This window comes from Parabacteroides sp. FAFU027 (assembly GCF_022808675.1).
In the GTDB taxonomy this organism is placed as follows: Bacteria; Bacteroidota; Bacteroidia; order Bacteroidales; family UBA7332; genus CAXXIC01.
In genome coordinates this window covers 286,723-307,689 of the sequence record NZ_JAKZKV010000002.1, presented here as the reverse complement: position 1 = coordinate 307,689, position 20,967 = coordinate 286,723, and the positions used below count along the sequence as shown (strand labels likewise).

The window sequence follows — 20,967 nt, the reverse complement described above, 5'->3', positions numbered from 1 at the left end:
TTATATGAATTATTTTACACAAACCTTCACTGCGGGTTGACCCTGTTCTTTTACAAGATAAACACCTGCAGGGACAGAAATAACTTGGTTGTCACGACCGAAAGATGCGACTTTTTGTCCTGTAATATTATAAACATCACCAGCTTCAAGTGCGCCGGAAATTTTTATTTGACCGGTTAAACCGATAATGTCAGTTGAAGAAATAACGTTTTCAGCGATACCGGTATAGAGACCTTTGTTTTTGTATTTATACCAATCAATCCAATAACTAACATGTATATCGTCCAAGGCAATGATCGGATGGTGAGTGCCTTGTGCTGCTGGTTCGCTTGCAACACCAATGATTGAAACAATAATACGTTTCTTTGAGAAATCGTCAATCGTAAACGCAGGATTTTTTGTTTTAATTTTATCAAGCACGCTAATGGTGGTTGCAGCAGTCATATCACTGGCACCGCCCTGCGCTTCAAAAATATTATCAATAACATAGCGTTTAGGTCCTAATTCGCCTAACAATGTACTATCTGTCTTGTCGCATCCGGTGGGAGTAACAAATAATTTTGCACCTATATTTATAAATCCATAAGTACTTGTCCGCGGCTCAATAGATACCACCATTTTATAGGTCATGTTCTTACCTGACGTTCCCTTATCTACTTGCAATAGTTTGAATGTAATATCGGAACTTACACGTGAAGAATCAAATTGAAAAGCCATACGCAGGTCAGTTTTGTCAAACTTACCAGGGTAAAACGCGAGTGCGTTATTATTTTCACCTATCTTCAGCCCAAATGCCGATGCAGAATCAGCTACAAGGAAATTAGTTGAATATGTAGTTGTTCCATATACGTATGGGGAAGCAGTTGTGCCAGATCCGGAACGAGTACGTTCTTTAATCACTTTACCCCAATTCAGCAAACTTATAAAGTCGCTCACAGATTCCACAAGTACGGCGTTTCCTCCTCCTTGGTAACTCTGAAGACGGCCCCAGTCTTTACCATTTATTAAACCAAAAGCATGTTTTCCTCCTGTCGCATCGACGCCGCCAAAGAAAATTCCATTTCTGGTAGGCAAATGTGATGAAGCAATTGTTTTATTATAAGGCACCAACGGGTCAGTTGCACTAGCTACCCAAAATAAGGTATCAGTAAAAGCAGAATTTGAGATTTTAAAATAAGAAGTAAGTACATCGTCTGAGGGATCAGTGTTATTTATATTATCCTTCAGGTTGTTAAAATGCCACAGAAGGTCCCACTGCGGAAACTTGTAGTCGGTAGGGAACACGGGAGATGTCTTACTATAGTCTGGAAAACCATTGTCCAAAACCGTAATGGTAACCCCTGCCTGAACGGTATTCTTATAATTACCTCCATTTAGATAGGCGGCGGTAGCGTCCGACGTCGGAGCCCAAAGGCTGCTTTTTGTTATTTGCGCATTCATTGACATAGCCCCCCATGCCAACATTCCAAAAAAGAGTAAAGTTTTTTTCATAATCTAATGATTTAAAAAGGTTGATATTAATGTACTGAATTGAATGTATAACCAATACTTCGTTAAGCTTTTTGTTGTCTATTTGATATACAGTGAAATAAGTTGTTTAAAAAAGATGCTTATCCCCTTGAAATCAGCATCTTTAAGGATTGCACCACCAATACTTAAAGTCGTGATCTTTCAGATTCATAAGTAATATCCTTCTGTTATATCAAGCACATTAAATAAATCTCTTAAGCTCAATAAATGGAGAAGTGATTTTATGATAAAGGTTCTTATGCTTTATTTAGTGATACCGCAACGCGTGAATTTCCTTCAGATGGAACGATATAGTAAATACGGAGAACAACGATTTCGTCAGCAATTTGAACTGAAGTTTGATTTTATGAACTTCCACAAAGAACTGGATTTATCCCGCTTTACCCGATACGTTTACAAAAACGATATTGAAGCATTGTTTTTTCGATTTGTCTATTCTGGTTGCGAATATATACATCACAAAAATAGGTATCAAATGTGGTTCTAGACGGTCAAATTTTGTTGATTTACAATAGTTATTTATCAATAAACCGCATATTTAGCAGCCACGACAGAAAAGGCAAAGAAAGGAGGTTGTCGATTTTTCTTAGTCGTTTCACAAATAGAGCGTATTTGAGCGAAAAGATTTGCACCGAAGAGGGATTTGAAGAATCCACTGACCTTGTGGTTGATTTTTTATTAAAGCGGAGAATCTTGAAGCCCAGTCTTATTGCGGATAATGCTCTTTAAGGTAAATGAGTTCACGCAGCAAATTAGCCGTACAGATTTGATGGTTCTCAACCTTCATCCCGAAGTAAGAGACCCAACAATCTGTGGATAAAATGGATTTGAGAAGCCCATTGGGAAAAACAGATTCAATGGCCGTTTTACCACGGGAAGCACGAACGGAATAATAACCTGAGTTAGCGATAAGAAAATACAAATAAAAAGGAGAGAATAGTTGTATTGGTATAAGCGTTTAGACCGCCCTGGTTAATTTATTGATTATAAACGTATAGAATCTTTAAGACCATTCTTTTTATGAGTAAATCAAAGATTCTCTCCATATTTGAGCGTCTATTGTACCTAAAGTGGTACTCATCCAGGTATCCTTGAAGCCTTTTTTTGCTACAATGGTGATGAATTCCTCTAAGCCAACCTTTGAGATTCATAATGTGGATATGTATATCTTGAAAGCTCTTTCCATTTTCAGATTTTACTTGTTGGAGATTGGGATAGTAGCTTTTTGCTAATGTATGTTTCAAAGAAAGGTTTGAATGAATTGGCAGAAGCATTGTCGATACATTGCGCATAAGCATGTCCAACTCCGTCTGGTACTATTTCCAAAACGACTATAACGAGCTTTTTGTCTCCTCTTCTTCGACCTCGTTTACCTTCTTCCTCTCCACCGATGTAGAATTAATCCACATGGACTAATCCGCTGATTGGATGAAGCTTACTGCTGGTCATAGTTTGTTGTATTTTCCATTTAAACACCCAGCAAGTTTTTTGGCGTAATTCAAATTCTTGAGATAATTCCAAAGTTGACATTCCTTTCTCCTTTGTACTTATCTTAAATGCGATATGAAAAGCCAGGAGCAATGGAAACATACATTTGTCAAACATAGTTCCCCCGATTCGGCGAAAGGTGTAACCGCAGTTAAGTAGTTTGGTGATAGCTCTGCTATCGGCATTACTAAAAGCCAGCCTCCAGGCTGGCAATGTATCGCTAAGTGAAAAAAAAAGAAGGCGGCTTCAGTCAATAAGATTGGAGCCGCTGCTATTTCAGCGGTGTGAATAAGTGTGATAACTCATGTAGTTTTGTTGTTTTTGAGTTCCGATCCGAAAACAACATCAGTAGGGTGATGGCATAGCCAGAGGGTTATGGAATTCTTTTACCTTAACAGTAAGGCCGGAGGCCTTGATTTTATGACGACGAAGGCAGAGCCATTCGCCGAACGGCGTGCTGGCAGAAGAAGGTAAATGCTATCCCGTATAGAAAATATTACAGACGTAAGTGACTGGATGACTTCAAGTCATCAAATCACTATTTCGCAAAAGCAACACAACCGTTTTACCCTCTGAGAGCATCTTCTGTATTCTTCTCGTTCCGGTTTGTTTCATCTTCCCCATTTAACCTGTCGCATTTACCTTTCCCGATTCTATTCCAATATCTGGCACCAGTGGATAACCGGAGGCCATATCTTCTTTTTCAGTCTTATCAGCATATATCCTCCATTCGAATCGTTTGTGGTTGGCTAAGGTGGAGTGCCTCCATTCTAAAATGGAACGCTTTCTTTTTTACTCTTCAAATGTGGCATTAATTGAACGGCTTCTTCAAGGTTTGCTTATAGGTTGATTATACCTTTCAATAAGATTTAATATAGATAGTCTTTTCCTTTACTCATATTTTCTCCATAGATATCCCATATAATTATATAATATAGGTTATCTATGGGATATCCATGAGATAACCTTAGAATTACCTATAATCAACCTATATTCAAGTATAGGGACAGGTATAGGAAAGGGGAGCGGTAGAATGTCTAAATTATTCCGATGAAACAGGGATGATAAATATCAGAATGTGTTCATACCATCGGTTTTGTGTCTAATCTTTATCGTGAGTCTGCGACTTAAAATCTCGGGACTACTGATATAAACGATGAAAACCGGACGATGGGGAATAACCAACCCAATTTAATCCTATTTTTGTATCTGATATCTATTCACGATAACATTCCAACATCAAATACACATTACTATGTCAGAAAAGAAATTCAGATTTGAAACCCTTCAGGTACATGCCGGATATCAGAAAGCGGATAAAACCACCAACTCCCGCGCAGTGCCCATTTACCAAACTACAGCTTATACCTTTAACAGTGCCAAGCATGGAGCGGATTTGTTTGAGCTGAACGAGTTCGGCAACATCTATACCCGATTGATGAACCCGACTACCGATGTGTTTGAGCAACGAATGGCGGCACTCGAAGGCGGTGTGGCTGCCCTGGCGGTGGCATCGGGTCACTCGGCGCAGTTTATTGCTTTGAATAATATCCTGACGGTGGGTGATAACTTCGTTTCTTCACCTTACTTATACGGTGGAACTTTTAACCAGTTTAAGGTCTCATTCAAACGGATGGGAATTGAAGCCCGTTTCGCCAAAAACGACTCCGCTGAAGAGATGGAGAAGCTGATTGACGAAAACACCAAAGCGCTTTATACCGAAAACATCGGAAATCCCTATTTCAACATACCCGATTTTGAGAAAGTGGTGGCGTTGGCCCGCAAATATGACCTGCCATTGATTGTAGATAACACCTTTGGTTGCGGCGGTTATCTTTCCCAACCGATAAAATGGGGGGCGAATATCGTGGTGGAGTCGGCTACCAAATGGATTGGCGGTCACGGGACCAGCATGGGCGGTATCATCGTGGATGGCGGCAACTACAACTGGGGCAATGGCAAATTCCCGCAATTCACCGAGCCGTCGGAAGGTTATCATGGATTGGTTTTCTGGGAAAGATTCGGCAACATTGCCTACATCATCCGTGCCCGTGTAGAGGGATTGCGTGATTTGGGTCCTGCTATCAGTCCGTTCAATTCCTTTATGTTGATTCAGGGACTGGAGACACTTTCCGTTCGTGTAAATAAGATTTGCGAAAATGCTATGGAGCTGGCCAAATGGCTGGAGCAGCACCCGAAAGTGAGTTCGGTCAGTTACCCCGGACTGGAAAGCCATCCGTACCACGATATGGCGAAGAAATACCTGACCAATGGTTTCGGTGCAGTGCTTTGTTTCCGCGTGAAAGGCGGTCTGGAAAATACAATCCGTGTAGTGGAAAGTCTCGACCTGATCAGCCATTTGGTGAATGTGGGCGATGTCCGCACCCTGATTACCCATCCGGCAAGCACAACCCATCAGCAGATGAGCGAAGAGGAACAGGCTGCTGCGGGTGTATTCCCCGATTTGCTTCGTCTGTCAGTCGGTTTGGAGCACATCGACGATATTAAGGACGACCTCGAACAGGCATTTGCCAAGCTGTAATATTTGATTTAATACCAAGGCGCTAAGACGCAAAGGTTCTCTCTTTTACATTGGGAAAAAACCTTGCGCTTTGGCGCCTTTGCGTTTATAAATCTTATATCTCATCCTAAATCCGTCACCTCTTTAGCTAAGTCGATTTAATTTCCTAATTTTGTCGGCTTTTCGATGTGATAAAGCAGAGACACAGATGACATTGATGCGACTGATTTTCACAGATAAATCAAACTATTAAACAACTGTAAACCCCACGCATGAAAGAGTTTATTAAGGTAATGCTCCGGCTGGTGCCGCCGTATAAAAAGTACTTGTTCCTCAATATTTTCAACAATATCCTTTCGGCTGTATTCAGTATCTTTTCTTTTGGATTGATTATTCCAATTCTGCAAATCCTGTTTGGAATCAATAAAAGCAAATATCATTTTGTCGCCTGGGACAGTGTCGGCTCGTTTAAAGACAAGTTTATCAACAACTTCTATTTCTATGTTACCGATATGATGCAAACACACGGTGGCGGATATGTATTGATGCTGCTTGGAGTACTGCTTATTTTCATGACTTTACTGAAAACCGGGACAGCCTATATGGCGCTATACAATATGATTCCGTTGCGTACTGGTGTGGTACGGGATATCCGGAATTCAATTTTTAGTCGAATCACCGGATTGCATATCGGTTTCTTTTCGAATGAGCGAAAAGGGGATATTATAGCCCGGATGAGTGGAGACGTCAATGAGGTGGAAAACTCGGTAATGAGCTCTATTGACATGGTGTTCAAAAACCCGGTTTACATTATCTTTTACCTGATTACTATGTTTTTAATTAGCTGGCAATTGACTTTGTTCGTATTTGCCCTGTTGCCGGTAAGCGGATACATCATGGGGCAGGTAGGGAAAAAGCTGAAGCGTAAATCGCTGGAAGGTCAGAACCAGTGGGGCGAACTGATGGCACAACTCGAAGAGACTCTTGGCGGATTGCGTATTATCAAAGCTTTCAATGCTGAAGAGAAAATTAAAATCCGTTTTGACCACCAGAATAATCTCTTCCGTAAAACGACGGTAAAAATCAACCGCCGACAGTCCATGGCTCACCCGATGAGTGAATTTCTGGGCACTATCACCATTGCGATTTTACTTTGGTTCGGAGGATTGCTGATTCTTAATCATTCCAGTAGCATTGATGCTGCTACCTTTATTTATTATCTGGTTATCTTTTATAGCATTATCAATCCGGCCAAAGATCTGTCAAAAGCAGCATATTCTATCCAGAAAGGGATGGCTTCGATGGAACGAATCGACAAGATCCTGAAGGCGGAAAATGAAATCAAAGATCCGGTACAACCGCTTGAGTTAAAAGAGTTTTCTGAAAAAATCGAGTTCAGAAACATGTACTTCAGATACAACAGCGAATGGGTCTTGAAGAATATCAATCTTGAGATTCCAAAAGGTAAATCAATCGCTTTGGTAGGTCAGTCCGGTTCAGGGAAATCGACCATGGTGGATTTGATTCCCCGTTTCTACGATGTTGTGGAGGGTGGCATTTACCTGGATGGAAATGATATCCGTCAATATCGTATCCATGACCTGCGAGCGCAGATGGGGAATGTGAATCAGGAGGCAATTCTGTTTAATGATTCCTTCTTCAATAACATTGCTTTCGGGGTGGAAAATGCAACTATGGAGCAAGTCATCGAGGCTGCGAAGATTGCCAATGCACACGAGTTTATCGTTTCCTCTGAGCAAGGTTACGAAACCAACATCGGTGACCGTGGCTGTAAGCTTTCGGGAGGCCAACGCCAACGCCTGAGTATTGCGCGTGCAATTCTGAAAAACCCACCAATCCTGATTTTGGACGAAGCAACATCAGCGCTGGATACCGAATCGGAACGTTTGGTGCAAGATGCGATCGAGAACCTGATGCGTAACCGTACTTCTATAGTGATTGCTCACCGTCTTTCCACGATTAAGAATGCCGATCTGATTTGTGTAATGCATGAAGGTGAAATCGTGGAGCGTGGCCGCCATGACGAGTTGATTGAACTGGATGGATACTACAAACGGTTGTGTGATATGCAGAGTTTCTGATAACATACGAATGTAGAGACGCGGCATGCCACGTCTTTACTAGAAAGAAAAAGCGGAAACATGAGGTTTGAGTCTCAGGTTTCCGCTTTTTGGTTTTGTGTAATTATACTTACAATACAGGTTGACTTGTGTTGTTTGTGTAAACGTAATTACAAAATAGTCTATTTTGGGTGTTTGGTGTAATTGTAATTACATAAAATGGGGGGGAGTAGTGTAAAGGTTATATGAGACAATATTTCTGATTACTAAAAGAAATGAGCCATCCCGCTAACTACGGAATGGCTCATTTTTTTGCATATTTGGATAGAGACGCAAAATCTTGCGTCTCTACGTGCAATTACAATTTCTTCAGCAGTTTGTTGTATTGTTTTTCGTTGTTGATGATTTCCACTGCTTTCTTAAAGCTGTCGCTGTCACTGTTGATAACGCGGAAATAGGCAGTCATATCGAACAGGTCGCGGGCAATCAACGCCTTAATCTGGTTCTGGAGCAACGGCTTGGTTTTAATCATTTCGTCTTTCTCCGCTTTGTCATTAAGTTTGGCCTGCATATCTTTCAACATGTATTTAACCACTTCGTCAGAAGGAGTATAGCCCAGATCTTTAGTCAGTGTGGCTTTGAGTTCGACCTCGGTGCGTAACTTGTTCTTAGCGTAAGCGGTATCGTTGGGAACAACCTTGTCTTTTTTTGCTTCGGTAAGCAACTGGTCAATCATCTCATCGGTCACGTTAAATCCTTTGTCGAAGGCTTCGAAAGTTGGATATTTCTCCTTGAACTCATTGCGATGGTCATCAAAATAGCTGATGCAGTATTTGTTCAGAATGCCTTTAGCCACCAGATTGATGTAGAATACGGTGTAGCGTGCAGTATCCATTGGCACAAAGTAGTCAGGCATAATACCACCACCACCATATACAATGCGGCGATTGATTTTGGTGAATGCTTTGAGTGAATCTGGGAAGTGGATGCTGTCTGCGTGAACCAGTTCGCCTTTGTTGTAACGGTCAATCAGGTCTTTTTTATACTTATCGATTCCATCTTCATAAGACTTCTGGATGCAGCGGCCTGAAGGAGTATAATAACGTGCCACTGTCAGACGTATCATAGAACCGTCAGGCAGAGGAATGGGGCGCTGAACCAATCCTTTACCAAAGCTGCGGCGGCCCACAATCACTCCGCGGTCCCAATCCTGGATAGCTCCGCTGACAATCTCACTGGCCGATGCCGTGTTTTCATCAATCATCACCACCAGTTTGCCGGTCTCAAATTCACCTTTTTTTGTAGCGATGCTTTCATCTCTTGACTGGTGGTAACCTTGCGTGTAAACGATCAACTGGTCGTCTTTGAGGAACTCATCGGCCATGTTGGTAGCAGCAGTCAGGTATCCGCCTCCGTTGTCTTCGAGGTCAAGAATAAGATTCTTCATCCCTTTTTTTCTGAGGTCTCTCATTGCTTTGAGGAACTCATCGTAGGTTGTGGCAGCAAACTTGTTGATTTTGATGTAACCGGTATTTTTGTCCACCATATAGGAGGCATCCAGGCTGTAAATGGGTATCTTATCCCGAACGATGCGGAATTCAACCAGTCCGTTCACTCCGCGGCGAAGTACCTTAACAGCTGCGATAGAGCCTTTTTTGCCCCGCAGACGCTTCATGATGTCGGTGTTTTTCATCTTCACGCCGGCCACTAAAGTGTCATTGACCATAATAATACGGTCACCGGCCATGATGCCTACTTTCTCTGATGGTCCCCCCGGAATGGTCTGGATGACAAATAACGTATCGTTCAGCATATTAAACTGAATGCCGACACCTTCAAAGTTTCCCTGGAGGGGTTCATTCATTTGCTTTGTCTCTTCCACGTTCATGTATGAAGAGTGTGGGTCCAGCTTCTTGAGTATGGCCTCGATGACATCTTCGGTCAGTTTATTCTCGTCCAGCTTATCTACGTATAGATTCTGAATGGCATATTCCGTCATGGATAGTTTGCGCATCGCTGCCGATTGGGATTGAGCCATTCCGCAAATGGAGATGGCGAGTAGCAATGCCAGAGTGATAAAGGTGCGTTTCATGCTTGGTATAAATATTTTGTTTATGTAAAGTCTGTGTAAATCAGGGAAGGAACTGACTGATGTCTTTTCCGTAACGCTGAAGTTCGCGAACGACTGATGAGCTGATATGGGCAAATTCGGGTTCGGTAATCAGCAGAACGGTTTCAATACCGGAAACCTTGCGATTGACGTCGGCCATTAGCTTTTCGTATTCCAGGTCGGTCGTGGAGCGGATACCACGGAGGATGATTTTGGCATTATGTTCAACGGCAAAGTCAATGGTAAGTCCGTCGTAGGGAATTACTTTTACGCGAGGCTCGTCGGCATAGATTCGGGAAATAGTTTTGAGGCGTTCATCGAGTGACTGCCAGGTCTTTTTCGATTCATTGACACCGATGGCAATGATTATTTCATCAAGAAAAGTCAATCCCCGGCGAACCAAAGCTTCGTGACCGGTGGTGAAAGGGTCGAATGTGCCCGGGAAAACTGCAATTTTTTTTGGCATGAATGATGGATTGTGGTTGAAAAAAGTAAAAGCTTTTCCAAAGTTTCAAACTTTGGAAAAGCTTCCGCAGATTTATTAAACAACGTCTTCTTCTACAACCAGATTATCAATAATAAAGTTTTGTCGTTCCATGGTGTTTTTTCCCATATAGAACTCGAGAAGTTCTTTCACAAGGTCCTCTTTTTTCAACGAAACGGGGTCGAGACGCATGTCCTGTCCGATAAAGTGTTTAAACTCATCGGGCGAAATCTCTCCCAAACCTTTGAATCGGGTGATCTCGGGATTCGCACCCAGTTTGCTGAGGGCATTCAGTCGCTCTTCTTCGGAGTAGCAATAGAAGGTCTCTTTTTTATTCCGAACGCGGAACAGAGGCGTTTGCAGGATGTAAACGTGCCCTTTTTTTATCAGTTCCGGGAAGAAGTTGAGGAAGAAGGTAATCAGCAACAGGCGGATATGCATACCGTCCACGTCGGCATCGGTAGCGATAATCACCTTGTTGTAGCGGAGTCCGTCAAGGCCTTCTTCGATATTGAGCGCTGACTGCAGGAGGTTGAACTCTTCATTCTCGTAAACCACCTTTTTGGTCAGGCCGAAGGTGTTCAAGGGTTTTCCTTTCAAGCTGAATACCGCCTGTGTTTCCACATCCCGGCTTTTGGTAATGGAACCACTCGCCGAGTCTCCCTCGGTGATGAAGATGCTGGAGTATTCCCCTTTTTCCCCTTTGACATCATTGAAGTGGAAGCGACAATCGCGGAGTTTGCGGTTGTGAAGGTTGGCCTTCTTCGCGCGTTCGCGGGCAATCTTGGTGATGCCGGCCATGGCCTTGCGCTCTTTCTCCGACTCCTGGATTTTGTGAAGCAAGATGTCTGCCGTTTCCCCGTTTTTGTGCAGGAAGTTGTCCAGCTCCTTTTTAAGGAAATCGCCTACGAATTTCGCGACGGTAGGGCCATCAGGACCAATGTCTTTGGAGCCCAGCTTGGTCTTGGTCTGTGATTCGAAGACCGGCTCCTCCACCTTTACGCTGATGGCGGCCACCAGACCGTTGCGGATATCCCCGTATTCGAAGCCTTTGTTGTAAAACTCCTTGATGGTGCGCGATACCGCCTCCTTGAAGGCTGTCAGGTGCGTACCGCCCTGGGTGGTGTGCTGACCGTTGACGAAGGAGTAATACTCTTCGCCGTTTTGGTTGGCGTGGGTGATCACGACTTCGATATCTTCTCCCTTCAGGTGAATGATGGGGTACAACGGTTCGGAAGTCATGTATTCGTTGAGCAAATCGACCAATCCGTTCTTGGAAAAGTAGCGTTTGCCATTATAGACGATGGTGAGGCCGGAGTTGAGGAAGACGTAGTTTTTCAACAATCCTTCCACATATTCGTCCTTGTATTTGAAGTCTTTGAAAATGGTGTTGTCCGGTTCAAACTCGATGTAGGTACCGTTGGCTTCGGTGGTTGAGGCCAATGGAAACTCCTCCACAATCTGACCGGCGGTGTACACCACGCTTTTCATTTCACCTTCACGGTGGCTGCTGATGAAGAAACGGGTGGAAAGCGCATTCACCGCCTTGATACCGACCCCGTTAAGACCTACCGATTTCTTAAAGGCTTTGGAGTCGTATTTGGCTCCGGTATTCATTTTGGAAGAGACGTCAACGACCTTTCCGAGGGGAATACCGCGACCGTAGTCACGTACTTTTACCACACCGTCAGCAATCTGAACGTCAATGGTTTTACCGTTACCCATCATGAATTCGTCCACCGAGTTGTCGAGTACTTCTTTCAACAATACATAGATACCGTCGTCAGAATAAGTACCGTCCCCCAGCTTACCGATATACATCCCCGGACGGCGGCGGATGTGCTCCTGCCAGTCAAGGGTCTTAATATCATCTTCAATATATTCGGTTTGAGGCTTGTTTAGAATTTCGTCCATAGAATGTAGCGCTTTAATCACGCAAAGATAAGAAAAATATCAACTGTAAATCAAGGAAAAAAGGGGATGAAAACGGGAGTGGAGAGGGGCTTTATCAGCAGGATCTGAGATTATGTCTTGTTTTTCTCGGGAAGGGTAGGAATAGGTGCTTTTTGAGCAGGGAAAACCACCATTTCTGCCGGTGTGATTTCTATGTGTGTCAACATGATTTCGATGTCTGTCAAAGCCCTTTCTATGATTGTCAGACCGATTTCTATGAGTGTCGGAGCCCTTTCTATGAGTGCCAGGATCATTTCGATGACTGTAAACACGATTTCTATGAGTGTCAGACTGATTTCTATGAGTGTCGGAGCCTTTTCTAACTTTGTCAGGTTGATTTTCATGAGAGTCAGAGGGGAAGACACTTTGTCAGGTGAATGTATATTGCATAATATAGGGATTGTTTTTGCTCATGGGTTTGGGTATATTTGTAAATCGAACATCATTCTACAGAATCTTTATTTGAATAGAATAGGAGACTTAATCAAAATACCTACAACTATGGAAACACAACAAAAACTTCGTTATTGGTTTGAACCGGATATTAGAATTGAAGGCTTAGAAGGTTTATTTGAAGGATTTGATAACTCTCTCAAAATATTTGAATCAAAATTGAATGAGTTTAATTGGTATGATGGAGATTTTTTCAGAGAAGAAACAGAGTTGATTTATGGAGTTGCTTTATTAAGTCTTCAGAATTATATCAATAAATGCTGTGTGGATTTTCTAGAAGCAAAGTTTCTAGGATATACAAAGAAGCACGAATATTATGATTTAGGCTCAATGCCTATTGTAAATGAAATCAATCAGATACGTTTAATAATCGCACTTGCGAATTACTTTAAGCACAGCCATGATGAAGGTTCATTACACGAAAAACCAATGTAGTATTAGACAAATTGAATCTTTTGAGGTATTCTAAAAAAAGAGATGAAAGATATGAGGATACTTTGATTTTAGAGGGACTGTCTTTATTAAATGAGGATATTTCGACTGTGAAATGGCTTTTGGATATTGTGATAAAGTGGAGAGACGGTATCTTTGAAAAACAAAGAGAGTTTTTGACTAGCAATTCCAATACAATAGATATCAATCATTAAAGATCCTTATGCCCCACACCCAAATCCAAACCCTCCTCTCCCAGCAAGGTTTTACCGAATATTGCTGGATGAATCCAAAAGAAATCGTAGTTGCACAATGGGTGCGCATGAAGTGTACCTTTGGCTGTCCCGATTACGGGTTGGGGGCCTGTCCGCCAAATACCCCTTCTGTGGAAGATTGCCGTGCGTTTTTCAATGAATACAGCAGTGGCCTGATCATTAAATTGCGGAAAGAGATTGGCCCAGATAATGACTTTAAGCAGGCGGAATGGTCGGAACTGATGACAACCCGGTTGCTTGATCTTGAACGGATGGTGTTCCGCAAAGGATTCGTAAAAGCCTTCCTGCTCAATCATACCTGCTGCAATTCGTGTAAGAAATGTTCCCATAATCGCATCGGCTGTCACAATAAGCACCGTGCAAAGCCCAGTCCCGAAGCTATGGCGGTGGATGTTTTCCAAACTGTGAAGAACACCGGGATGCAGATTAATGAGTTCAGCGATAAGATGACGGAGATTACCCGCTTTGCTTTTTTGCTGGTGGAGTGAATCGCCAACTCAAGGGGTGACACATAACAAAAAAACGCGAACCGAGTGGTCCGCGTTTTCATAACAGATGTTGCTAATCCATCTTATTATATTGGCAATTTATTTTAGGTCTTTGATAAAGGCGCGACGGCGTTTGTGTTGTTCGAATTTGAAATATTCCCACTGCGACTGCACTTTTTCGTTTTCCACGAGCTCCGGATTACTTTCGGCATAAACGACACCCGCGTTTTTGAAGTGAGGGATCAGGTCGTAAAACATCAGCGCATTTACACCCTTGCTCTGATAGTCGGGACGAACCGCAATCAATAGCAAATCTACTATCGGGTTTTTCACTTTCAACGCTTTAAGGATATGGATAAATCCGAACGGGAAGAGCTTGCCCTGTGCCTTTTGAAGCGCTTTAGAGAGAGAGGGCATAGCCACACCAAAGGCAATAAGATCATCATTTTCATCCACAATCAATGTCAGGAATTCCAGCTTCAACATCGAGAGATACATCTTGATGTAGTAGTCGATCTGTTTGGTTGATAAAGGTGTAAAACCGTAAAGGTGGCTGTATGAATTATTTACCAGCTCGAAAATTTTATTTCCGTAACCCTCTTTGATCAGCTTTTTTGGGCTGGTATGCTTGAGGATACGAAGATTGTATTTCTTCATCACGATTTCAGAAATACGTTTGTGCTTATCGGGAATCGAGTCTGGGATGTAGATTTTGAATTCCACCCAGTCGGCGTCTTTCCGATACCCCAGCTTTTCTATGTGTTGCGGATAATAGGGGTAGTTGTAGATGGTGGCCATTGTACCCAACTGGTCGAAACCTTCCACCAACATACCTTCCTGGTCAAAGTCGGTGAATCCGAGCGGACCGTGCAGGTGGTTCATCCCTTTGGCTTTTACCCAATCTTCGGCAGCTTTGAGCAGGGCAGAAGATACCTCTTCATCGTCGATAAAGTCAATGAATCCGAATCGTCCGTTCTTTTCCTTCCAGGTCTCATTCGCTTTGTGATTAATAAAGGCGGCAATACGCCCCACGATTTTACCATCACGGTAAGCCAGGAAACATTGTGCTTCACAAAATTCAAAAGCCGGATTTTTCTTTGGGTCAAGCGTTCCCATTTCATCCATATACAATGGCGGGATAGCGTAGGGATTCTCTTTGTAGAGGTCAATTCTGAATTTTACAAACTGTTTAAGTTCGCTCTTACTGTTAACCGGACGAATAGTTACTGCCATATTTTTCAAAGTTGGAGCGCAAAGATAGAGCTTTTTTACGAAAGTCATGAAGATTGGGCGTTTTTGGACAAATGTCTCCGGGAAAACAAGGTTCAACATTAAAAGGTACTGATTCGACAGTTTATTATGAATAAAATGAAAAAGCGACCTCAGAATCAAGCTGAAGCCGCTTTGCTAAATATATAAAGGAGTGGTTATCGGATTGGTTATATTGCTTTCATCTCTTCCACAGAGAAATCCTCAAAATGGGGAATAACTTTGGAAACCTTATCCTGAATCACTTCTGCCGGATTGGTCGTAGCCAGACCGATGACAGTCATACCGGCATCAGTGCCTGCCTGAATTCCGGACAGAGCATCTTCGAATACGTAGCAGTTCTCCGGATCAATACCGAGATCCTTAGCAGCCGACAGGTAGCACATGGGGTGAGGTTTGCCTTGCGTAATGCGGTTGGCCGAAACGATGGTGTCGAACATCTTGTCGAATCCGGCACGTTGCTTGAAAACAGCCGAGAGTTTCTCATCGTCAGAACTGGTCACCATCCCTACCTTGATGTTGTTTTCTTTCAGTTCGTTGATGAAGTTCATCACACCCGGAATATCGGAGTAGGTCATGTTTTTTTCAAAGTCAAGCAACGATTGTTTGATCAGATCGTGCTCCGACTCCGGCAGGTGAGAAAAGTATTTTGTAAGAATAGAAACCAGTGTGGTTCCCTTGATTTTCTTCTCAAACTTCTCGATGCCCAGGTCGTATTTCTCGCCCATCGAGTGCCAGAATATATCGTATTGTGACTCCGTATCAAGTAATACGCCGTCCATATCAAAAAGCGCACAAATATTCTTCATTTCCTTGTAATTATTAAGACGTTGCAAAGTTACGGATTTGAATAAAGTTCCTCAGAATAATAATGGTTAAGACATCCTGACAAACATAAAACGGTAGATACTCAGTACTTTGACAAGATATTTATGAAAGGTGAAAATCGTAATCGGGTATGAACAAGTGAAGGGGGGAAGTTTGTTTAATTATAGCCTACGTGTTTTTATGAAACGAATTTACATTGCGAGGCTTTGAAGTGATTAACCTGAACCTGATGTTTGTGTAAAACGTCCACCTTTGTTCCTTTTTCTGTTAGGATTATTAATTCACACAGCGCCATTTCGGCTTTTTTCTGAATTGCTTTTCCCCAACGATACTTACTGAGTCCGGTTCTTTCTCTTTTGCATCAAGGATTTATTTGTCAAATTGATTTATAACCTAACCCTGCTGCAATACGATTTTTCAGCTTAACTATTTCTCTGAACATAATCAACCTAAACCAAATAACTATTGCCATGAAAAAGTTTACGCTTCTCCTTTTGTGCGCAATGATGAATAGTCTGGCGCTATTGGCTCAAACAACTGTAAGCTCGAGCATTGCGAGCAACACGACCTGGACTACCGCTGGCAGTCCCTACATCATCACGAATAGTATAGACGTAAATTCCGGAGTTACACTGACTGTACAATCAGGAGTGACGGTAAAGTTTAACGGCGGAGTCTATCTGCATGTGAGGGGAACGCTCAATGCCACCGGAGCAACCTTTACCGCCAATGGTAGTACCGCCAAAGGCTTTTATGACGGGATCTATGTCTCTTACGAATACTATGAGACCGGAAATGTAAACCTGACCAGCTGTACGGTGGAATATGCCTCGAACCTTTATGTGCGGAAAGGGCAGATGACGCTGAACAGCTGTATCATAAGTAACCTGAGCGGGACAATACGCATCAGTAATCTGGGTACATTAAACATAGATAAGACAAAGATTTCAAATACCAACTTCCCGATTACCTATTACGGAGCGGGAACGATTAATCCGGGGACCAATCTCGATTTTTCAAATAATACCTATGACTATGTCGATATTGATTTCAGTGAGGTGAATGAGCTGTTTTGGCTGAAAAACTTCGGATATCCCTACTATAATGACAACAGTATCCAGGTGCGTGCAACCGGAACCCTGAAAATGGATCCGGGTGTTGATTTGCAGATTGCCAATACCGAAATTCAGGTGTATGGTAAAATAAAGGCTTTGGGTACAAAAGATAAACCGATCATATTTGAAAAGACACCAGCTTCCAGCTATTGGCTGGGAATGAATATTCATAACAGTGCCATTGATACGGCCTGTATATTGAGAAATTGTATCATCCGCAATGCCAATTACAACTACTACGAATGGTACAATGCGATGGAAATCGAAAATGCATCACCGACCATTGACAGCTGCCGGTTTGTAGGGAATGCCTTTAACCTGCACATTGACGGATATAGCAAACCGGTTATCTCTAATTGTTATCTGGGACCTTCAATTACAACTGCCGGGGAGGTATTCAATGTATTGATGGATATGAATGCGAATCCCGTTTTTATCAATGACTCGATTCAATTCAATAGTTCTGAAATCAGGGCGATCGGGCTACGTGGTGGAACCTCGGTTACGGATAAAGCCCAACTGAAAAAGCTATCCTTTATCGGGATAAATAATATCTCCTATTGCCTCTACGATATTACGACCGTACTTGATACTGCCTCGCTGACTATAGATCCGGGGGTTGTGATCAAATGCCGTAACTATAACTCCATGATAACAGGAAACGGTGTAATAACCGGTATCGGAACGGCACTCGAACCAATCATTTTCACTCACATTGCCGATGATAATTATGGCAATCCGGCAGACTCACAGAATAACGGGACTCAAACCATCAACTACAGCGATGGCGGTCGGATAGCCTTGTACAGTACAGCCGAGTCGAGACTGGAAAACTGGAAGTTCAACTATATCGGTTATAACTCCGGAAACTGGGGGATTTATGTGAAGAACTCCAACGTGGTGAACAAATGCGAAATCAAAAATACTTACAACGCTGTCTGGTTTAGTAAAAATGCAAAGGTAACCAACAACAGTTTTATCAATGTTCCTCAATACCCCATCGGCTACCAGTTGAGTACGGGAACACCTGATATATCGGGAAATACGTTGACTAATGTAGGATATATCGGGATAGAACTGGATGGCGTGGAAAATGATTCTCCCACACTGAAAAAGATGAATTTTGCCGGATATACCAATTTGCCCTATATCCTGACACATCAGATTACCATTGATCCGGGGAATGTAATGAACATTGCTCCCGGGGTAATCCTGAAATTTCAGAGTTACTGGAATAGCGGAATCTGGGTCAATGGAGCCCTGAAAGCCATTGGTACAAAAAATGATAAAATCACATTCACCTCGATACGCGATGACTCAGCCTGGGGAGACACCAATAATGACGGAACCGGTTCTGTCCCCGGAAATGACGACTGGATGGGACTGGTATTTACCGGAACCGCCAGCGATACTGAAAATATCCTCCGCAACTGTGAAATCAAATACAGTGGAGATGCTTATAATAGCGGGTACACTTATGCGCCGATAGGCATTTACGATTGCCGGGTACTCCTTGATTCGGTTAAGGTCAATTTCTCCGCCCGATGCGGAATCGGTATTTTCGGAAATGCCAATCCCGAAATAAAAGATTGTGCCATCCAAAATATCGGTTGGGAACCGCTCTATATGGATATGTTTGCCAACCCGACATTTACGGGAAACAATACCCTGGCCAATGTGGCGGATATTGCGATTAAACTAAGGGCCGGAACGGTTAGCGGTACGGTTCCCGTTCGCAATTTTGCCGGATACAATCCGATTACCTATTTGTGGTATGATAATACACTGACCGTCAATGACCAGTTGACGATACCGGCCGGACTGACCTTTAAAGGGCCGGGCCGCTGGGAAATTTATGGAAAACTGAATATACAGGGGACAGTTGAAAAACCGGTCGTATTTACTACTGTGGAAGATGATGCATATGGCAATCCGAAAGACAGCCAGCAGAACGGACAGGGAGGCTATAACAGTAACGGAGGTTACTTTGTTTTTTATGATGCTTCAAACGATTCCAGCACCATCGATCATGCCATTTTCCGGTATTCCACCACAACTCCGATACAGTTGAATAATGCTTCTCCGACAATTAAAAACTGTGCTTTTGAAAATTCCGGCCAGATCGGTATTTCGTTGGTTGGAAACAGTGCGCCGGCTATTGATAACTGTGCATTCAACAACATAGCCTATCCGTTTAATACCTCGCTACTGACCTATCCGAAATCGACAGTCGGCAACACTATCTCAGGTACGACGGGAAGAGGAATCCGGGTAAATGATGAAACGCTTACACAGGATGCAACTCTCGCCAAAAGGGACTTTGGCGGCATTACCAATATACCTTACATTTTCCGAAACTATACCGTGGGTACAGGCGCAAAACTGACTATTAATCCGGGTGTAATCTGCAAATTTAATGACTATGGTTACCTCGACGTCAGAAACGGATTGATGGCTGTGGGTGGAAGTACCGTGGATAGCGTAATTGTATTTACTTCCGACCGGGATGATTTCTATGGTGGAGATACCTACAACAATGGCGATACAAATGGTCCGTGGAATAATGCCTGGCAGGGAATTTATTTCTACAACGAGGCCATTGATGTCAATTGTGTTTTGCAAAACTGCATTTTCAGATATGCCTCCTATTACAACTCGAGGTCAGCCGTTAATATGGATAATGCATCACCCACTATTCAGAATTGCCGTTTTATAAATGGGTATAACGGAATTAAATGTAACAATACTTCATTGCCCATCATTAGTAATTGTGACTTTAGCGGGACTGATCCAAACAGCGGTTATGCTGTCCAAAACCTGTCCACTTCGAATACTGTGACTGCAACCAACTGCTGGTGGAACAGTGCCACCGGCCCGAAACATACCTCCAATCCTACCGGTACAGGAGAACGCGTTTCGGATAATGTCGTCTTTACACCTTACCTCACTCAGGTGGTCAAGCCCGAACTTGGCGACGTCAGTATCAATGGCACCATCAATCCTTACGACGCATCGTTGATTCTGCAATATTTAGTATCCAATATTATATTGACTCCCAAGCAGATTGGCGTAGCCGATGTCAGTGGAAACAAATTCGTCACATCTTATGATGCTTCCATGATTCTGCAATACAATGTCGGCCTGATCAACTGGTTTGAAAAGAGCGCACTCAAAAGCGCTGTCATTGCCGATAACGCCTCCGTTTCATTCAGCGATATTATGCTGAATGCCGGAAAAGGAACCTTTACCATACCGGTACAGCTTACTACCGGCCTAAACGTAAGGTCACTGGATCTGAAATTTGCCTTTAATCCGGAGCACATCAGCCTGGTAAATATCGAAGCAGGTAAATGTTCAACCGAATTCTCATTTGCAAAAAGTGAAAATACCGGCAACGGAGAGATTGCGGTTTCCATGGCCTCTGCCTATGATTTGAATTTGCAGAATGAGCCGATTTATCTTGAATTTGCCCTGAAGAATGCGCAAATCAGCGAATCGACGATTGACCTGGCATCCGGCCTGGCCAATGAAACCAATCTGGCGACAGTTACTCCGGTGACAGTCAACAGCCTGAAGGTCGCTACCGGATTGCAATCGACTTCGATAGCCAATGAACCGACCATCACGGTACAGGAAAATGCCGTTTGCATCGGCTTTAGCCAGCCGGAATCCGTTAATAACCTGAGTGTTCAATTGACTGATATCACAGGTAAAGTTGTTTATTCAACCTTGATAAAAGAGCTGGCTCCGGGAATGAAGAATGTCTTTATCCCATTGTCTGCCATAGGTACACATCCGCAGGGTGTATATATCATCCGTCTGCATTCTAATGAAATCTCAACCGATAAAAAGGTGCTGATAAAGTAGCCAAACCGCGTGGAAAGTAATGGACCCCGTTTGTCCATACTTTCCGGTTTAGCATTTGGGTAAAGATTGATAA

General features: G+C 42.9%; 13 protein-coding genes and 1 pseudogene. 6 read left to right on the top strand and 8 right to left on the bottom strand.

From position 1 onward, the window contains the following. Nucleotides 1–9: 9 nt before the first annotated feature. Complete coding sequence (locus MLE17_RS04415) at nt 10–1,491, bottom strand: DUF6383 domain-containing protein (protein ID WP_243347421.1); 1,482 nt, start codon at nt 1,489–1,491, stop codon at nt 10–12. Nucleotides 1,492–1,810: 319 nt separating this feature from the next. Here MLE17_RS04415 and MLE17_RS04410 point away from each other — a divergent pair, with 319 nt between their 5' ends. After that, nucleotides 1,811–2,017 carry a hypothetical protein gene (locus MLE17_RS04410; RefSeq protein WP_243347420.1) on the top strand — a complete coding sequence of 69 codons (207 nt, stop codon included), beginning with the start codon at nt 1,811–1,813 and terminating at the stop codon, nt 2,015–2,017. 490 nt (nt 2,018–2,507) lie between these two features. Here the strand turns inward: MLE17_RS04410 and MLE17_RS04405 are convergent. Then, nucleotides 2,508–3,168 (bottom strand): annotated as a pseudogene (locus MLE17_RS04405) (transposase); the annotation flags it as partial. Nucleotides 3,169–4,273: 1,105 nt separating this feature from the next. On the opposite strand from MLE17_RS04405, the gene MLE17_RS04400 reads away from it, so the two are divergent. Both MLE17_RS04400 and MLE17_RS04395 read left to right on the top strand, forming a co-directional pair. Then, nucleotides 4,274–5,560 carry an O-acetylhomoserine aminocarboxypropyltransferase/cysteine synthase family protein gene (locus MLE17_RS04400; RefSeq protein WP_243347419.1) on the top strand — a complete coding sequence of 429 codons (1,287 nt, stop codon included), beginning with the start codon at nt 4,274–4,276 and terminating at the stop codon, nt 5,558–5,560. A gap of 251 nt (nt 5,561–5,811) precedes the next feature. Beyond that, complete coding sequence (locus MLE17_RS04395; RefSeq protein ID WP_243347418.1) at nt 5,812–7,641, top strand: ABC transporter ATP-binding protein; 1,830 nt, start codon at nt 5,812–5,814, stop codon at nt 7,639–7,641. Nucleotides 7,642–7,978: 337 nt separating this feature from the next. On the opposite strand, the gene MLE17_RS04390 is transcribed toward MLE17_RS04395, so the two are convergent. From MLE17_RS04390 to MLE17_RS04375, 4 genes are all read right to left on the bottom strand, one after another. Further along, nucleotides 7,979–9,712, bottom strand: a complete 1,734-nt coding sequence (locus MLE17_RS04390; RefSeq protein WP_243347416.1) for a S41 family peptidase — start codon at nt 9,710–9,712, stop codon at nt 7,979–7,981. 40 nt (nt 9,713–9,752) lie between these two features. Further along, nucleotides 9,753–10,196, bottom strand: a complete 444-nt coding sequence (coaD, locus tag MLE17_RS04385; RefSeq protein ID WP_243347415.1) for a pantetheine-phosphate adenylyltransferase — start codon at nt 10,194–10,196, stop codon at nt 9,753–9,755. A 75-nt stretch (nt 10,197–10,271) separates the two neighbouring features. After that, nucleotides 10,272–12,128 (bottom strand): DNA topoisomerase IV subunit B, encoded by a 1,857-nt coding sequence (locus tag MLE17_RS04380; RefSeq protein WP_243347414.1) that lies wholly within the window; start codon nt 12,126–12,128, stop codon nt 10,272–10,274. A gap of 110 nt (nt 12,129–12,238) precedes the next feature. Further along, a complete protein-coding gene (locus MLE17_RS04375; RefSeq protein ID WP_243347413.1) occupies nt 12,239–12,511 on the bottom strand; it encodes a hypothetical protein in 273 nt (90 codons plus the stop codon). 157 nt (nt 12,512–12,668) lie between these two features. Between MLE17_RS04375 and MLE17_RS04370 the strand changes: the two genes are divergently transcribed. Both MLE17_RS04370 and MLE17_RS04365 read left to right on the top strand, forming a co-directional pair. Then, nucleotides 12,669–13,055: a hypothetical protein gene (locus tag MLE17_RS04370; protein WP_243347412.1), complete on the top strand. Its 387-nt coding sequence runs from the start codon at nt 12,669–12,671 to the stop codon at nt 13,053–13,055. A 220-nt stretch (nt 13,056–13,275) separates the two neighbouring features. Next, on the top strand, nt 13,276–13,815 hold the full coding sequence (locus MLE17_RS04365; protein WP_243347410.1) for a DUF2284 domain-containing protein: 540 nt from the start codon (nt 13,276–13,278) through the stop codon (nt 13,813–13,815). A gap of 99 nt (nt 13,816–13,914) precedes the next feature. On the opposite strand, the gene MLE17_RS04360 is transcribed toward MLE17_RS04365, so the two are convergent. Together MLE17_RS04360 and MLE17_RS04355 are read right to left on the bottom strand one after the other, a co-directional pair. Further along, nucleotides 13,915–15,048, bottom strand: coding sequence for a GNAT family N-acetyltransferase (locus tag MLE17_RS04360; RefSeq protein ID WP_243347709.1), 1,134 nt, complete (start codon nt 15,046–15,048; stop codon nt 13,915–13,917). Between the two features lie 206 nt (nt 15,049–15,254). Continuing rightward, nucleotides 15,255–15,893 carry an HAD family hydrolase gene (locus tag MLE17_RS04355; RefSeq protein ID WP_243347409.1) on the bottom strand — a complete coding sequence of 213 codons (639 nt, stop codon included), beginning with the start codon at nt 15,891–15,893 and terminating at the stop codon, nt 15,255–15,257. Between the two features lie 489 nt (nt 15,894–16,382). Here MLE17_RS04355 and MLE17_RS04350 point away from each other — a divergent pair, with 489 nt between their 5' ends. After that, nucleotides 16,383–20,894, top strand: coding sequence for a right-handed parallel beta-helix repeat-containing protein (locus MLE17_RS04350; protein WP_243347408.1), 4,512 nt, complete (start codon nt 16,383–16,385; stop codon nt 20,892–20,894). The last annotated feature ends 73 nt before the right edge of the window (nt 20,895–20,967 follow it).

What these genes read in the sequence shown, in the direction of transcription:
- coaD (WP_243347415.1), bottom strand. Translation starts at nt 10,196, where the DNA reads ATGCCAAAAAAAATTGCAGTTTTCCCGGGCACATTCGACCCTTTCACC.
- MLE17_RS04375 (WP_243347413.1), bottom strand. Translation starts at nt 12,511, where the DNA reads ATGAAAATCAACCTGACAAAGTTAGAAAAGGCTCCGACACTCATAGAA.
- MLE17_RS04360 (WP_243347709.1), bottom strand. Translation starts at nt 15,048, where the DNA reads ATGGCAGTAACTATTCGTCCGGTTAACAGTAAGAGCGAACTTAAACAG.
- MLE17_RS04395 (WP_243347418.1), top strand. Translation starts at nt 5,812, where the DNA reads ATGAAAGAGTTTATTAAGGTAATGCTCCGGCTGGTGCCGCCGTATAAA.
- MLE17_RS04355 (WP_243347409.1), bottom strand. Translation starts at nt 15,893, where the DNA reads ATGAAGAATATTTGTGCGCTTTTTGATATGGACGGCGTATTACTTGAT.
- MLE17_RS04365 (WP_243347410.1), top strand. Translation starts at nt 13,276, where the DNA reads ATGCCCCACACCCAAATCCAAACCCTCCTCTCCCAGCAAGGTTTTACC.
- MLE17_RS04370 (WP_243347412.1), top strand. Translation starts at nt 12,669, where the DNA reads ATGGAAACACAACAAAAACTTCGTTATTGGTTTGAACCGGATATTAGA.
- MLE17_RS04415 (WP_243347421.1), bottom strand. Translation starts at nt 1,491, where the DNA reads ATGAAAAAAACTTTACTCTTTTTTGGAATGTTGGCATGGGGGGCTATG.
- MLE17_RS04380 (WP_243347414.1), bottom strand. Translation starts at nt 12,128, where the DNA reads ATGGACGAAATTCTAAACAAGCCTCAAACCGAATATATTGAAGATGAT.
- MLE17_RS04410 (WP_243347420.1), top strand. Translation starts at nt 1,811, where the DNA reads ATGGAACGATATAGTAAATACGGAGAACAACGATTTCGTCAGCAATTT.
- MLE17_RS04390 (WP_243347416.1), bottom strand. Translation starts at nt 9,712, where the DNA reads ATGAAACGCACCTTTATCACTCTGGCATTGCTACTCGCCATCTCCATT.
- MLE17_RS04400 (WP_243347419.1), top strand. Translation starts at nt 4,274, where the DNA reads ATGTCAGAAAAGAAATTCAGATTTGAAACCCTTCAGGTACATGCCGGA.
- MLE17_RS04350 (WP_243347408.1), top strand. Translation starts at nt 16,383, where the DNA reads ATGAAAAAGTTTACGCTTCTCCTTTTGTGCGCAATGATGAATAGTCTG.